This window comes from Lysinibacillus sp. FSL M8-0134 (assembly GCF_038069745.1).
Lineage (GTDB): Bacteria > Bacillota > Bacilli > Bacillales_A > Planococcaceae > Lysinibacillus > Lysinibacillus irui.
The window spans coordinates 2,074,952-2,088,430 of the sequence record NZ_JBBPAJ010000001.1 but is presented as its reverse complement, the minus strand read 5'-3'; the positions used below and the strand labels follow the sequence as shown (position 1 = coordinate 2,088,430).

17 protein-coding genes are annotated in these 13,479 nt (G+C 38.5%); 6 read left to right on the top strand and 11 right to left on the bottom strand.

Features of this window, described 5'->3' with window-relative positions; translation table 11 throughout:
* Positions 1-39 precede the first annotated feature (39 nt).
* Complete coding sequence (locus MKY49_RS10560; protein WP_322610885.1) at positions 40-423, bottom strand: hypothetical protein; 384 nt, start codon at positions 421-423, stop codon at positions 40-42.
* Positions 424-529: 106 nt separating this feature from the next.
* Between MKY49_RS10560 and MKY49_RS10555 the strand changes: the two genes are divergently transcribed.
* Positions 530-751 (top strand): DUF3923 family protein, encoded by a 222-nt coding sequence (locus MKY49_RS10555; protein WP_274797318.1) that lies wholly within the window; start codon positions 530-532, stop codon positions 749-751.
* A gap of 8 nt (positions 752-759) precedes the next feature.
* On the opposite strand, the gene MKY49_RS10550 is transcribed toward MKY49_RS10555, so the two are convergent.
* The gene (locus MKY49_RS10550; protein WP_274797091.1) at positions 760-936 is read right to left on the bottom strand and encodes a hypothetical protein; all 177 of its coding nucleotides are present in this window, start codon (positions 934-936) and stop codon (positions 760-762) included.
* A gap of 135 nt (positions 937-1,071) precedes the next feature.
* Between MKY49_RS10550 and MKY49_RS10545 the strand changes: the two genes are divergently transcribed.
* Together MKY49_RS10545 and MKY49_RS10540 are read left to right on the top strand one after the other, a co-directional pair.
* A complete protein-coding gene (locus MKY49_RS10545; RefSeq protein WP_341386171.1) occupies positions 1,072-1,599 on the top strand; it encodes a GNAT family N-acetyltransferase in 528 nt (175 codons plus the stop codon).
* Positions 1,600-1,830: 231 nt separating this feature from the next.
* Entirely contained in the window at positions 1,831-2,106 is a 276-nt protein-coding gene (locus tag MKY49_RS10540; RefSeq protein ID WP_274797088.1) for a hypothetical protein, read from the top strand.
* 31 nt (positions 2,107-2,137) lie between these two features.
* On the opposite strand, the gene MKY49_RS10535 is transcribed toward MKY49_RS10540, so the two are convergent.
* The 3 genes from MKY49_RS10535 to MKY49_RS10525 form a co-directional block, all read right to left on the bottom strand.
* On the bottom strand, positions 2,138-2,581 hold the full coding sequence (locus tag MKY49_RS10535) for a GyrI-like domain-containing protein (protein ID WP_341386170.1): 444 nt from the start codon (positions 2,579-2,581) through the stop codon (positions 2,138-2,140).
* A gap of 147 nt (positions 2,582-2,728) precedes the next feature.
* On the bottom strand, positions 2,729-3,436 hold the full coding sequence (deoD, locus tag MKY49_RS10530; RefSeq protein WP_274797086.1) for a purine-nucleoside phosphorylase: 708 nt from the start codon (positions 3,434-3,436) through the stop codon (positions 2,729-2,731).
* Positions 3,437-3,547: 111 nt separating this feature from the next.
* The gene (locus MKY49_RS10525) at positions 3,548-3,766 is read right to left on the bottom strand and encodes a YozE family protein (RefSeq protein ID WP_274797084.1); all 219 of its coding nucleotides are present in this window, start codon (positions 3,764-3,766) and stop codon (positions 3,548-3,550) included.
* A gap of 248 nt (positions 3,767-4,014) precedes the next feature.
* Between MKY49_RS10525 and MKY49_RS10520 the strand changes: the two genes are divergently transcribed.
* Positions 4,015-5,841, top strand: a complete 1,827-nt coding sequence (locus MKY49_RS10520; RefSeq protein WP_341386169.1) for a methyl-accepting chemotaxis protein — start codon at positions 4,015-4,017, stop codon at positions 5,839-5,841.
* Positions 5,842-7,016: 1,175 nt separating this feature from the next.
* On the opposite strand, the gene msrB is transcribed toward MKY49_RS10520, so the two are convergent.
* The 5 genes from msrB to MKY49_RS10495 all read right to left on the bottom strand — a co-directional run bounded on the left by msrB (position 7,017) and on the right by MKY49_RS10495 (position 10,909).
* Positions 7,017-7,445 (bottom strand): peptide-methionine (R)-S-oxide reductase MsrB, encoded by a 429-nt coding sequence (gene msrB, locus MKY49_RS10515; RefSeq protein WP_312506856.1) that lies wholly within the window; start codon positions 7,443-7,445, stop codon positions 7,017-7,019.
* Positions 7,438-7,971: a peptide-methionine (S)-S-oxide reductase MsrA gene (msrA, locus tag MKY49_RS10510; protein ID WP_274797081.1), complete on the bottom strand. Its 534-nt coding sequence runs from the start codon at positions 7,969-7,971 to the stop codon at positions 7,438-7,440. The genes msrB and msrA overlap by 8 nt, the downstream gene beginning before the upstream one ends.
* 12 nt (positions 7,972-7,983) lie before the next feature.
* Positions 7,984-8,565, bottom strand: coding sequence for a YpmS family protein (locus tag MKY49_RS10505; protein ID WP_274797080.1), 582 nt, complete (start codon positions 8,563-8,565; stop codon positions 7,984-7,986).
* Positions 8,566-8,569: 4 nt separating this feature from the next.
* Positions 8,570-9,499, bottom strand: a complete 930-nt coding sequence (locus MKY49_RS10500; protein ID WP_274797079.1) for a GDSL-type esterase/lipase family protein — start codon at positions 9,497-9,499, stop codon at positions 8,570-8,572.
* A gap of 567 nt (positions 9,500-10,066) precedes the next feature.
* Complete coding sequence (locus MKY49_RS10495) at positions 10,067-10,909, bottom strand: DegV family protein (RefSeq protein WP_274797078.1); 843 nt, start codon at positions 10,907-10,909, stop codon at positions 10,067-10,069.
* A 275-nt stretch (positions 10,910-11,184) separates the two neighbouring features.
* On the opposite strand from MKY49_RS10495, the gene trhA reads away from it, so the two are divergent.
* A complete protein-coding gene (trhA, locus tag MKY49_RS10490) occupies positions 11,185-11,820 on the top strand; it encodes a PAQR family membrane homeostasis protein TrhA (RefSeq protein ID WP_274797077.1) in 636 nt (211 codons plus the stop codon).
* 43 nt (positions 11,821-11,863) lie between these two features.
* Here the strand turns inward: trhA and MKY49_RS10485 are convergent, their stop codons facing one another.
* The gene (locus tag MKY49_RS10485; protein WP_341386167.1) at positions 11,864-12,340 is read right to left on the bottom strand and encodes a dihydrofolate reductase; all 477 of its coding nucleotides are present in this window, start codon (positions 12,338-12,340) and stop codon (positions 11,864-11,866) included.
* A gap of 161 nt (positions 12,341-12,501) precedes the next feature.
* Between MKY49_RS10485 and MKY49_RS10480 the strand changes: the two genes are divergently transcribed.
* Positions 12,502-13,419, top strand: a complete 918-nt coding sequence (locus tag MKY49_RS10480) for an alpha/beta hydrolase (protein WP_341386166.1) — start codon at positions 12,502-12,504, stop codon at positions 13,417-13,419.
* Positions 13,420-13,479: the final 60 nt, after the last annotated feature.

The window sequence follows — 13,479 nt, the reverse complement described above, 5'->3', positions numbered from 1 at the left end:
TTGAAAAGGAATTATGCCATTTTCTTGACACCTCATACGCTATTGTTTTATTGGTGCAGGAACTTGAATAAGCACATATTGCTTCGTCCACATTTCTGTCGTGATAATCGTCCGTTCTTCATTTTTTTCGAAAAATAACCCGCTCCCTTCCTTCTCAAGAAATACCCAGCCCTCATTCTCCATCAGTTGTTGAATATCCGCATCAACCTTTTGTATGCCCATAGTGGAAATCGCTGTGATGTACCAAGTAGCATTATGATCTTTAGAAAGTTCTACTAGATCATTCGATGACGTATTTATTTTTCGAATAGCTTCCTTCTGTGTAATAGAGTCTATGGGCAGTGACGGATAATAGATCTTATTACTAAAGATAATGATTGCACCAACTGAAAGTAGCGCAACCAGTATACCCAACTTTTTCATCTTGTCACCTTCCCAAAAAGTTATTCTAAACTAATTAAAATTCCATATTATATGATATAATTGTAATTAATGTAAATTCTAGCGAAAGAAGCTGATTCAATTGAAGATGAAAATATGGTGGTTACTAAATATCGTTTGGCTCATTATTTTTGCTGCTGGCGCAGTTTTTATTGGCGTGAGGAAAGTCGATGGAGCAGGAGCCGTTCAAACGCCTGAAATCAAAATGCTGTCATTCGGTATTTTAGCCGTAGTATTCCTGTTTGTTATACTTTTCCAACTCATGCAACTGGCCATTATTCATTTTATGGATAAAAAAAGAATCCAATAAGCTCTTATCTACATAAGCCCTTTGTGAGACCTATCGTTCAAACGGGGCTTTTTTCTTTTCTTCCATAAAACAAAACCAACGACCATAGTAAAGAATAAAAGGAATCCTAAAAGTATGACTGTCAATGGATCGATAATAAAAAAATAGCTATCTGTTAGTTGATAGTTTGCACTGCCTAATTGCATTTAGAACCCTCCTCCAGTATCATCCTACATCAATCTCAACAATCGTAGTCATTTTTCATATTTTACCCTATTAAGTAAATAAACTGTATACTATGTTATAATCTGGTTTAATAAGATTTACTATGGGGTGATAAAATGATCATTCGAAAGGCTACCTTGAAGGATGCAACGGGCATTGGGAAAGTCCATGTGGATAGTTGGCGGACTACCTATAAACATATCGTGCCACATGACTATTTAAATAATTTATCCTATGAACAAAGAACAGAATTATGGGCACAACAGCTTGCAGATAGTAATAAGTATATAGTTGTCGCAGAAAATGACTTGGGTGACATCATTGGCTTTGCATCTGCGAGTAAAAGAGACACCAATCCCCTTCCAAATTCAAATTATGTAGAAACGCTCTATCTATTAGAAGAGTACCAAGGAAAAGGAATTGGAAAGCAATTATTGAAAGATTTATTCGTCTATTTTCGTCTGAAAAATGATCAAACTATATTTGTAGAAGTACTGGCTGAAAATAATACTAAATATTTCTACGAACATTTTGGTGCAACGCTCAATACATCTCTGCAGGTTACTATTGGTGGGAAAGTTTTAGAAGAATTAGTTTATGAGTGGAATGATGTAAATAAGGTTGTCGCATTACTTTCTGATTAATTAGATGAAGACTACCCTTATGGAGTAGTCTTTTTCTCAACTATTTAGATACTGATTCAGACCACTTTTTAGTTAAAATTTATTTTTTGGTTGTTGTTGATGATTATTAACAACAATAGAAAATAATACCATAATAACCATTGTCCCTTTTTTCATCGTTATGTTTACATGGGAATATGTTACACTGAAAACACGACTATCTTTTATTTTTAAAGAATAGGAGGGTTTAAGTTGGCAATTGGAATGGTTATTGTGACTTTATTGTTGGTAATGTCTATTGTATTTATGATTGGGCTTGGTAAATCTAAAAAAACGAAATGTATCATTTGGGGAATAACAATTATGATTGTAATAGCTCCTTTACTGTCATGGCTTATTGCTATACCCTATGGAATATCGGAAGGAGATGGGTTTGCGGCAGTAGGACTACTGATAATTTTGTTTCCCATACTATTTTTAAGCGGACTGGTTACACTTCTAATAGGAATATTCAAAAAAAATCTATAATCTTGCGTGTTTGACAAAACACGCTTCTTCTTTAATGAATCGGTAAATAAATTTGCACCTCTTCTTCCCCATCCTCCATTGGGTGATACGTCTCCACAATATATGAATCTAGATTTCTTGTATAATTTTTTTCATTAGCCCACTGTAATAAATTTAAATGGAGCGTACCGATTTTCGATACTTTCCCTCTTGTTGTAACATATTGATGAGTTGTTTCCATAAACGCCATCCCTTGGGGCACATCACTAGATGCCTGATCCACCATTAATCCTACATAATACTCCCCTACGCGATGGTTCTTATCTCTTTTAGGCTCAAACAAAGCCATTTCAATTCCTGTATGATTTTTTATTTCTTGAGATCGCTTTAATAATTGTTTTGCAAGAGCAGGAACTTCCTTATCAAAATTTTCAAATGCTCCTTTCCCAGTTAACCCAACTACTTTAAACGTTCTAGAAAGAATTTGGTATGCCACTTGTATACACCCCTAACGATTTTTATAATTACCTATTCTCTTGGAATTATGAAAAGTCCTTTTAATTTCTCCAGAAAAAAAGCAACCGACCTAGCCTTTCCATAAAAATGGTCGGCTGTTGGTCGGTTGCTTTGATGAATTATTAGATTAGTCTTGAATTGCTGCGTCTAACGCTACAACAATCATGTCATTGAATGTTGTTTGACGTTCTTCTGCTGTTGTTACTTCGCCAGTTAAAATGTGGTCACTTACTGTTAGTACAGAAAGTGCTTTACGACCGAATTTTGCAGCTAATGTGTAAAGAGCTGCTGATTCCATTTCTACAGCAAGTACACCGTATTGAGCTAATTTTTCATTTTGGTGCTCGTCTGAGTAGAACATATCAGCTGTGAAGATATTCCCTACTTGTAAGTTAAGACCAGCATCTTTTCCTGCATTGTATGCTTTTAATAATAAATCAAAGTCTGCGATTGGTGCGAAATCAATAGCGCCGCCCCAAATGATTTGGTTCATACGTGTATCCGATGTTGCTGCTTGCGCTAAAATAACGTCACGTACTTTTACATCTTTTTGAATTGCACCACAAGTACCTACACGGATTAATTTTTGAACATCATATTCTTGCATTAATTCTGTTACATAGATGGAAATAGATGGCACACCCATACCTGTCCCTTGTACAGAAATACGTTTACCTTTATACGTACCTGTATAACCAAACATATTTCGTACTTCATTGTAGCAAGTTACATCTTCTAAAAATGTTTCCGCGATGTATTTTGCACGTAATGGATCTCCTGGAAGTAAAATTGTGTCAGCAATTTCACCTTTTTTTGCATTAATATGAACACTCATACTGCAATCCCTCTTTTCTGTCAGTTATCACTATAAATAATACTGTGTTTCTGTCATTTACGCAATGCTAGACGTCTAGCAACTGAAAAATTATTTATAGTATTCATACAATTAGGCATGCTCTTCATAGAGTGCCCATAAAGTATCAAATGTTTCAATTGTTAAGTTTTCCGTAGCATAGGACTCAATATAGTCGGACAGCTCATGAAAGTCTGTGCTTTGTTTTGGAAAATTATGCTCATGGAACATTTCCTCTGCAAAGCGTACTTTAGGGTCAGTCCAATCACCACCACGATATGTGAGGACATACAAATAGAAACTTTTTTTCATCAAACATTTCCCCTTTTATACATTAGCTTTTGCTAGTGTATCAAAAAAATAAGGATTCGTCATAATTCCTACTACTAAGATATTTTACCTATCCAGCATTTTAGCACTATATTCTTGGACTACCCTGACTTTTGTCATAGTCTCTTTTTATCTGAAAAATTTTAATTTTTAGAAATAACAATAGAAATATCTAGTAAAATAAGATAAAATTGAAATCGACTATTGAAAAAAATAGGAAGGTGATGGCGATGAAAAAGACTAAAAAAGCGCGAAATACAGTGAAAAAACGCCCGTCTCTCTTTAAAAGAAAGAAAGCTTCAACACAAGAGACACTTGGGAACGATCTCCCTCCTATTAAAGAGAAACGACAACGTTTTTATCATTTAATTCGGGGCAAAGTGCTTATTATGTTTGCACTACTTATTGTGATTAACGGTGTTATGGGTATATTGTCGTATGTCAATATACAGAATTTGCAGCAGCAAATGGAAGATTTCACTAAGAAAAATGTCCAGGAACAACTAACCGTTAATCAACTTGCCTATGAAATTGCTAGACTGACAAACTTAGAACAATCCTATTTAATTACAGGTAATGGCATTTATTCTACTTCTTATCATTTAAAAATTGATACCATTAATAAAAAGTTAGCTGCATTAAAAGAACAATTTAAAGATCGGCAATTAGAGCTTGGTCATATGCAGGCCATCGAACAATATTATAAAAATTATCTTGATTACTCCGAAAAAGTGATGACGATGCGCGACGAGCTAGGTCTTGAGCAGGCTCGTAAGCTGATGATGGGTGCTGCTGGGGAAACGATGAAAACACATATTGATAATAATATTGAATCCATTAATGTGGTCATGGATGATGCCAATAAAACCAAATTGGACAAGCTTAATCAACAGGTCAATATTTCGATTACTACATTCTTTATCGTATCTATCATAGGCTTTTTAGCTATTATCATTTTTGGCTTCATGCTTTTTAAATCTTTAAAACGTAATACCCTGACGATTAACGATTCTATCCTTGATATAGCACAAGCAGGAGGCGATTTGACGAGACGTGTAAAAGTTCGTAATCATGATGAATTCTCGATTATTGCCGCTTCGACGAACACATTAATCGAATCGATTTCCAATTTAATACGTCGTGTGAGTGAATTAGCTGATCATGTATCAAGTAGTAGCCAGGAGCTAATGTCGCTAGCAGATGAAAATGCCCGTACGATTCAGGATATTGCGGATGCAACAGCTGATATTGCGAGTGATAGTGATAATACCATTTCCAGTATGCATAGTGCCCAGCAAAAAATGAGTGATCTGGAGCATTCTATGCATCAGCTTACAGAACAAGCTAGTGCCGTCCATCGCGCCTCTGTTGCCATGCAGCAAGCAGCCGATGAAGGGAGCCGTTCAGTGGAACAATCCTCGCTCGTTATGCAGTCCATTGAAGAAACAATGGCTTCCACAACATCAACTGTGGAGGCATTAGGTCGTAAATCTGCCGACATTACTTCCATCATTGGGACCATCACGGCCATTTCCGAGCAAACCAATCTTCTCGCTTTAAATGCGGCCATAGAAGCAGCACGAGCTGGCGAGCATGGTCGAGGCTTCGCAGTGGTGGCTGATGAGGTTCGCAAATTAGCTGAACAATCACAAAGTGCAGCGAAAGAAGTAACTGCCATTGTCACTTCTATTCAAAATGAAGTCATGTCAATCATCGCCCAAAATCATGAAGGCGTCACTACTGTCATCCGAGGCGTGGAAGTAACCAATGAAACGAACCAATCATTAGCCAATATTTTAATGCATACAGAAGAAACAACATCCATTATCGCAGCCATGGTAGATAAAATTGCGACGACACTAGACTTTAGCAATGCCGTGGCAAATGACTTTGTTCACGTCAATGCCTATGCAGAACAATCCGCAGCCAACACCGTAACATCTGCTGCAGCAGCAACACAAGGCTCTGCATCCATGCAGGAAATCAACGCAGCAGCCACTGAACTGGCCCAACAAGCAGACAGCCTCCGAAATTTAGTGAGTGAGTTTAAAGTTTAAATATACTTTAAGCTTTCCAGGGAATCCTTTCGTTTTGGGATTCCCTCTTATTTTTGAGTTTCCTAGTAGTACTCGCTGATTGCTTTGTGTGGCTATTCTTCAAATATGGATGGCTATTCTTCACTTTGGGCGTTCTATCCACCACTTTCTTGGTTTTATCCTTCAATTAGAGAGTTCTATCCACCGCTTTATGCGGCTATCCTTCACTTTGCGCGTTCTATCCACTACTTTCCTGGCTTTATCCTTCGATTAGAGGATTCTATCCTCCGCTTTATGCGGCTATCCTTCACTTTGCGCGTTCTATCCACTACTTTCTTGGTTTTATCCTTCGATTAGAGGATTCTATCCACCTTTTTATGCGGCTATCCTTCACTTTGGGCGTTCTATCCACTACTTTCCTGGCTTTATCCTTCGATTAGAGGATTCTATCCTCCGCTTTATGCGGCTATCCTTCACTTTACGCGTTCTATCCACCACTTTCTTGGTTTTATCCTTCGATTAGAGAGTTCTATCCATCGCTTTATGCGGCTATCCTTCACTTTGGGCGTTTTATCCACCACTTTCTTTTTTATCCTTCGATAAGAGGGTTCTATCCTCCGCTTTATGCAGCTATCCTTCACTTTTGGCGTTCTATCCACCACTTTCTTGGTTTTATCCTTCGATTAGAGGATTCTATCCTCCGCTTTATGCGGCTATCCTTCACTTTGCTCGTTCTATCCACTACTTTCCTGGCTTTATCCTTCGATAAGAGGTTTCTATCACCGCTTTATGCGGCTATCCTTCACTTTGCGCGTTCTATCCACCAATTTCTTGGTTTTATCCTTCGATTAGAGGATTCTATCACCGCTTTATGCGCTATCCTTCACTTTACACGTTGTATCCACCACTTTCCTGGCTTTATCCTTCGATTAGAGGATTTTATCCTCCGCTTTATGCGGCACTCCTTCACTTTGCGCGTTGTATCCACCGATTTATGCGCTATCCTTCACTTTGCGCGTTCTATCCACCACTTTCTTGATTTTATCCATCAACAAGAGTTTTAAACTCCTCGCTTTGTACGGCTTTCCTTCAATTTTGACATTGCTATCCTCCATTTCCAATAGCAGCTTTCGCTCCGGATATCCATCCCGATGATCAACAAAAAAACCTAGCAAGATTGCTCCTGCTAGGTGCCGTTATTTAAATAATGAAAGATATTCGCCGTAGCCTTCTTTTTCTAGGTCCTCTTTTGGGACAAATCGTAGGGCTGCTGAATTAATGCAGTAGCGCAGGCCTCCTAATTCACTTGGACCATCTGGGAAGACATGTCCGAGATGAGAGTCTGCTTCTTTACTGCGAACCTCTACACGACGCATGCCGTGAGATGTATCGAAGTGCTCTGTGACTTGTTCTTTTTCAATCGGTTTTGTAAATGCTGGCCAACCACAGCCAGAGTTGTATTTGTCCAACGAGCTGAATAATGGTTTTCCAGAAACAATATCTACATAGATGCCTTCCTCAAAATGCTCGTCATATTCATTGCGGAATGGTGGCTCTGTGCCATTTTCCTGCGTGACATAATATTGCATATCTGTTAGTTCTTTTAAACGTTGTTCTTTATTCATGTTTATTCCCCCAGTGATGCTCCTGGAACGCTCGACGACCTGAGCCAATCGAATAGCGCTCATAGTGCATTGGATTTTTCTTATAATACTGTTGATGATAATCTTCAGCTGGATAAAACGTGCTAGCTGGTAAGATTTTGACCATAATCGGCTTATCGAACTTCTTAGATGCTTCTAAATCTGCCTTCGAACGTTCGGCTAATTCACGTTGTTCTTCGTTATGATAAAAAATGGCCGTTGTGTAAGATTCTCCACGGTCATAAAACTGACCCCCTGCATCTGTTGGATCGATCAATGTCCAATAAATTGCAAGTAATTGCTCGTAGCTATATAATTCATCATCAAATACGATTTGAACAGCCTCTACATGTCCTGTCGTTTCTGAGCATACTTGTTCGTATGTGGGGTTGACAACATGTCCACCCGTATAGCCAGAAATCACCGAGTCAATACCAGGTGTTTCGTCAAAGGGCTTGACCATACACCAAAAACAGCCTCCCGCAAATGTTGCATATTGCTTTGCCATTCATCTCACTCCTTATTCACCAGGAACAATAATTTCTAATAATATTTTATCCTTTGGTAAGTCTAACTCTTTGGCACGAACACGTGATCCTGAAGCGATGTTAATACGCGATAAATCAATATAGATTTCTGCTTTATTCGGATTCACTGTAATCCATGAGGGAAATTCCACCGAATCACGCATAATTTTCATTGTCGTCTCCGGTGGAATATTCAATAGTCCAACATTCATGCCCGTTTGTTTTAAAATAATATTACCCTTTTCATCCACAATCGGATCAAAATTCATCGAAATTGGGATTTCCGTATAAAACACGGTTAATGTGCTTCTTAATTGAATATCATCACCGATTGTAAAATCAAGCGGTAAAGGAGAGCCCTTCGCTGCATCCTTTAAATATTTTTTCGATATCGATTCTAATTCCTTTGTTGTGGTTTGCACAACGAGTACATTTCCTTTGCTTTCACTTTCACCTGCAGAACTCTTCGCAACATTGACGTCATCCACTGGTCTAGTTGCTAAAAAAACGACGAGGAGGATTGCAAAAAGCACTGTGCCCGCTAAGGCGAAAAATGCGACTTTCCATTTATTCATTTTGTCACTCCTCGAAGCCTATTGCCTTGTTAATCTTCTTTTCCATGCCACACTGCTCCATTGCTGCTAGTATTCGCTCGGTCATTTTTTCATATCCCTTTGCATTCGGGTGGAAAAAATCTGTATGATAGACGAGCTCTTCATTTGAATCGAATAAATCTTCTACTGAAACGTAGCAAGCATTTGAATCTTCACTCGCTACTTCTTCAATTACATTATTCCATTCTGTAATAATTGTATCAAATTCATTCGCCTCATTGGTCACAATCGAAAATGGATTATAGAAGCCAATGAGTAGAATAGGCACTGTTGGATTTTTTGCGCGAATGCCTGCTACGATTTTGCTGTAGCGCTCCTTATAGGCCTTCAATTCCTTGTCGAATGCGTCACGCTTCAAATTAAACAAATCCTGCTTGACAACTTTCATGACATCATTGCCGCCCATTGTTAATGAAATGAGCTGCGCTTGTTGCAACTCTTCATCATAATGCCCTTTTTTCACTAATTTTAGAAGTTGATCACTGCGCCTACCACGTTTTCCACGATTATCGACATCTACGTCCGAAATCGAGGGCCACGCCAGCAATGAATCTGCTAATCTTCCAACATAACCGTCTTGACTATACTCATCACCGACACCATCTGTTAACGAATCTCCCAGTGCCAAGTAATGTAGTTGCTTTGCGTTTTCTTCATCAATTTGCGATAAATCCTCTGCTGATGGCTCAAAAAAATGTTCAAAAATTTGCGTCAACATATTCTTAGAGGCTTTTTCCTCATCTTCTGTTTGTTGCTCATCCTGCGTCATATCTTGCTCCGTTCCTGCTTGCTCACCGTCTGGCTCTGCTTGCGGATTCGGTTCATCGATTGATATTGCACAACCACTTAGTACTAAGACGGTCAAACATGACAACATAAATCGCCAAATGTCCATTTGACCACCTTCCATCCCTTTCTATTACTTCTATTATAGAATAGTTCATACCGCAATGAAAAGTGACTTACCCTCAGTTCTCCATAATTTTGTGTTCTTGCCAAATTTCTTCACTAAGGATGTAATCAACATCGCTTCGAAACTGTTCTTTCTTGACACTAAAGTGATCAGCTTTGCTTTAAAGCCGCTCTTCTTTGACACTAAAGTGATCAGCTTTGCTTCGAAACCGCTCTTTCTTACCACTAAAGTGATTATCATGACTTTGAAACCGATCTTTCTTGACATTAAAGTGATATCTTTGCTTCGAATCCGCTCTTCTTTGACACTAAAGTGATCATCATGACTTCGAAACCGCTCTTCCTTACCACTAAGGTGATCATCTTAATATCGAAACCGCTCTTCTTTCAAACTAAAGTGATCATTATCACTTCGAAACCGCTCTTTCTTGACACTAAGGTGATCATTATCGCTTCGAAACCGCTCTTCCTTACCACTAAAATGATCATGGCAAAATAAGCAAAGCATGAAAAAAGCCACTACAATTACTTATGTAGTGGCTCCTTGCTATTATTCTGCAAAATAAATAAAGCCGATGGCGCCTGGACCCGTGTGTGTCGAGATGATTGGGGATGTAAAGGCAATTTCTACATCGGTAAAGCCTGTGCCTTCGATTAATTCTTTTAATGGATTCCCCATTGTGACTAGGCCATCTGCATGAGAGATACCAACTGCCTTGACCGTTTTTCCGGCAGTGTCTGCTTGGAATTGTTTAAATAAGAAATTGACTACCTGCTTATGGCTACGTACCTTGGAAACCGGATTGTAAACGCCGCCTTCTAGGTTGGCAATGACTTTGATATTTAAGAGTGAACCGATAAAGCCCGTTCCTTTACCGATTCGACCTCCTTTAATGAGGTTTTCAAGTGTATCTACAATAACATACAAATGTGTGTTTTCGCGTACTTTTTCAAGGCGAGCCACTATGTCCGCTACTGTAGCACCTGCATCTCGCATTTTAATCGCCTCTCGAAGCTGAATGGCAAGACCAATGGCAATAAAACGCGAGTCAATTACCGTTACATCCGCATCTGTCATTTGTGCGGCTTGTCGCGCTGATTCAACCGTTCCACTCATGCCACCTGTCATATGGATAGAGATAATTTGATCTCCATCTTTACCAAGCTCATCATACAATTCTTTAAATTTTCCTGGAGCTGGCTGAGAGCTTTTTGGTAAATTTTTCGCATTTTTCATTAAGCCTAAAAATGGCTGCGGTTCTAAATCCACACCATCTGTATAGGTTGCACCATCAATTTGAATCGTTAAAGGCACGATATGTATACCATGTTGTGCTACTTCTTCTTTCGTTAAATCACAAGTTGAGTCCGTTACTATATGAATTCGTCCCACTTTGACACATCCTTTTACTTCATTAAAATTTATTATATAGACTAATGAATCATTATGTAAACATGACATTTGTCATTAGGCAAAACCTTGTCTTCTCTAGCATGTAAACGCTACCTTGGATACTATAGCGTTTTCGCCTACCTCTTGTCTATCAATGCCCCTCAGAGAATATGACAGCCTTATGACATTTTAGAGATGAAATATATGACAAATGTAAATGTTCATGTATAAATTATTGGAGTATAGTAAACATATAAACGAAAGGAGTGTTTCAAATGATCGATTCATTTGACTATAAATCGTGGAAGGAAGAGCTGTGGAATGCCATTACACACGGTATTGGTTTCATTGCCAGTATTCCGGCACTAGTTGTCTTACTGTTAGCAGCCATTCAAACAGGAAATGCCCTACATATTACCACTTTTAGTATTTTTGGTGCGTCTGTTATCATCCTGTTTTTAATGTCTACATTGCTACACAGTATGCCAGAAAAATATAAACACTTTTTCGCTATTTTAGACCACTCGTCCATTTATATTTTAATTGCTGGCACTTATACGCCGTTTTTATTAATTGCCGTTGGTGGCACTTTAGGTTTGACTTTACTATGCATTATTTGGACACTGGCTGTTCTAGGTGTACTTTTTAAATGTTTCTTTATTAATCGCTTTGAAGTTCTTTCACTGATTTTTTATATCGGTATGGGTTGGTTAATTATTTTCGCCATTAAGCCTGTTTATCTTTTCTTAGGATTTTATGGTTTTGCCTTATTGCTAGCAGGTGGGCTTTTTTATACAATTGGTGCTATCTTTTATGCATGGCGCTCACTGCCTTACAACCACGCCATTTGGCATCTCTTTGTATTAGCTGGTTGTGCCTCTATGTATGCGTGTGTATATTTTTATCTATAATAAAAGCAATCGCTCCGATCACAATGAGCGATTGCTTTTTCATTTATTTACGTTCAAAAATTTGATATTGGAATGTATAGCCTTCTGGTGCTGTTTCTGGCTCTTCTGAAGATACTTGAACAAAATCCTGCTCATAGCTTGGGAAATAGGTATCTCCCTGGAAGGAATGATTGATTTTTGTAATGTATAAACGATCAGCCTTCTCCATGACTAAACGAAAAATTTGTTCGCCACCAATTATCATAATCTCAGGTACATCTCTAGCTAGTGCTAATGCTTCCTCCAAGCTTGTCACGACTTCAATACCATCGGCATGATAGTTTTTATCACGCGTAATAACAATATTGCGACGTCCAGGAAGCGGTCGACCAATGGATTCGAATGTTTTTCGTCCCATTATCATCGGCTTGCCCATTGTTTTCTGTTTAAAATACTGCAAATCTCCTGGCAAATGCCAAGGCATGCCGTTGTTATACCCGATGACGTGGTTGTCATCATGTGCCACAATTAAAGAAATCATACTGTCCCTCCAAATACGTTCATCTCTTTTATTATAAACACATTTCGCTTGTTTCACCTTATTTCTAAAAGAATTTTCTTTTTCTACTCCTAAATCCTAGTAAAATTATATGAATAGTTTATAATAGAATTAACAAATGTCACAATAAAGGAATGATAAAGATGACTACATTGCGAAAAGAAGCTGTTCATTATATTGAAGATCAGCATCATGGTACGCCTTATTACAAAGTAACGCCACAGGAAGCAAGAGCAGCGCGTACGGTGACACAGTGGCAATCACCAAAGAAACCACAGCTTGCGTCGATTAAGGATCAAGAAATATCTGTGCGAGATGGAGCGAAAATTACGCTTCGAATTTATACTCCTTTCCACGATCAACCATTACCTGTAATTGTTTATTACCACGGCGGTGGTTGGGTTTACGGCAATTTAGATTCGGCTGATGCAGGCTGTCAGCTATTAGCAGATCGGGCACAGGCTATTGTCGTTTCCGTTGATTATCGTTTAGCACCTGAGTTCGCCTTCCCAATTCCATTGCATGATGCCTATGATAGCTTACTATGGGTGCATGACCATATGGAATCGTTTGGTGGAGATGTTAGTCAATTGACTGTTGCTGGGGATAGTGCTGGCGGTAATTTAGCGACAGTTGTTGCTTACTTAGCTTCTACAATGAGAGGCCCAACACTACAAGCCCAAGTACTTATTTACCCCGTGACAAATGTGAATTTTACTACGGATTCTTATCACTTATATGGTGAAAATTTTGGCTTAGATATTCAAGGCATGAAGTGGTTCTCACAGCATTATACAGATGAATCCAATTTTACAAACCCATTTGTATCTCCGCTCCAGCTAGAGGATGTTCGTAGTATGCCCAAGACAATGATTATTGCGGCCGAGGCAGATGTGCTCTTTGATGAAGGCCAAAGCTATGCACAAAAACTAATGGACGCTGGTGTTACCGTAGAGCATGTCACAATGCCAGGTTTAATTCATAGCTATTTTAGTAAAATGAATTATTTTGAAGATGCAACGATTGAAACGGTGGAAAAAATCGCCCAATTCCTAAAATAAGTTTGGCTATCCCACTCAAACAGTGCGATAATAGAGCAAAACGTTTTTTAAAGGATGACA

Coding starts and splice junctions, on each gene's coding strand:
- MKY49_RS10525 (WP_274797084.1), bottom strand. CDS start 3,766: ATGAAAAAAAGTTTCTATTTGTATGTCCTCACATATCGTGGTGGTGAT.
- MKY49_RS10520 (WP_341386169.1), top strand. CDS start 4,015: ATGAAAAAGACTAAAAAAGCGCGAAATACAGTGAAAAAACGCCCGTCT.
- MKY49_RS10545 (WP_341386171.1), top strand. CDS start 1,072: ATGATCATTCGAAAGGCTACCTTGAAGGATGCAACGGGCATTGGGAAA.
- MKY49_RS10505 (WP_274797080.1), bottom strand. CDS start 8,565: ATGAATAAATGGAAAGTCGCATTTTTCGCCTTAGCGGGCACAGTGCTT.
- MKY49_RS10560 (WP_322610885.1), bottom strand. CDS start 423: ATGAAAAAGTTGGGTATACTGGTTGCGCTACTTTCAGTTGGTGCAATC.
- msrA (WP_274797081.1), bottom strand. CDS start 7,971: ATGGCAAAGCAATATGCAACATTTGCGGGAGGCTGTTTTTGGTGTATG.
- MKY49_RS10480 (WP_341386166.1), top strand. CDS start 12,502: ATGACTACATTGCGAAAAGAAGCTGTTCATTATATTGAAGATCAGCAT.
- MKY49_RS10485 (WP_341386167.1), bottom strand. CDS start 12,340: ATGATTTCTTTAATTGTGGCACATGATGACAACCACGTCATCGGGTAT.
- trhA (WP_274797077.1), top strand. CDS start 11,185: ATGATCGATTCATTTGACTATAAATCGTGGAAGGAAGAGCTGTGGAAT.
- msrB (WP_312506856.1), bottom strand. CDS start 7,445: ATGAATAAAGAACAACGTTTAAAAGAACTAACAGATATGCAATATTAT.
- deoD (WP_274797086.1), bottom strand. CDS start 3,436: ATGAGTGTTCATATTAATGCAAAAAAAGGTGAAATTGCTGACACAATT.
- MKY49_RS10550 (WP_274797091.1), bottom strand. CDS start 936: ATGCAATTAGGCAGTGCAAACTATCAACTAACAGATAGCTATTTTTTT.
- MKY49_RS10555 (WP_274797318.1), top strand. CDS start 530: ATGAAAATATGGTGGTTACTAAATATCGTTTGGCTCATTATTTTTGCT.
- MKY49_RS10500 (WP_274797079.1), bottom strand. CDS start 9,499: ATGGACATTTGGCGATTTATGTTGTCATGTTTGACCGTCTTAGTACTA.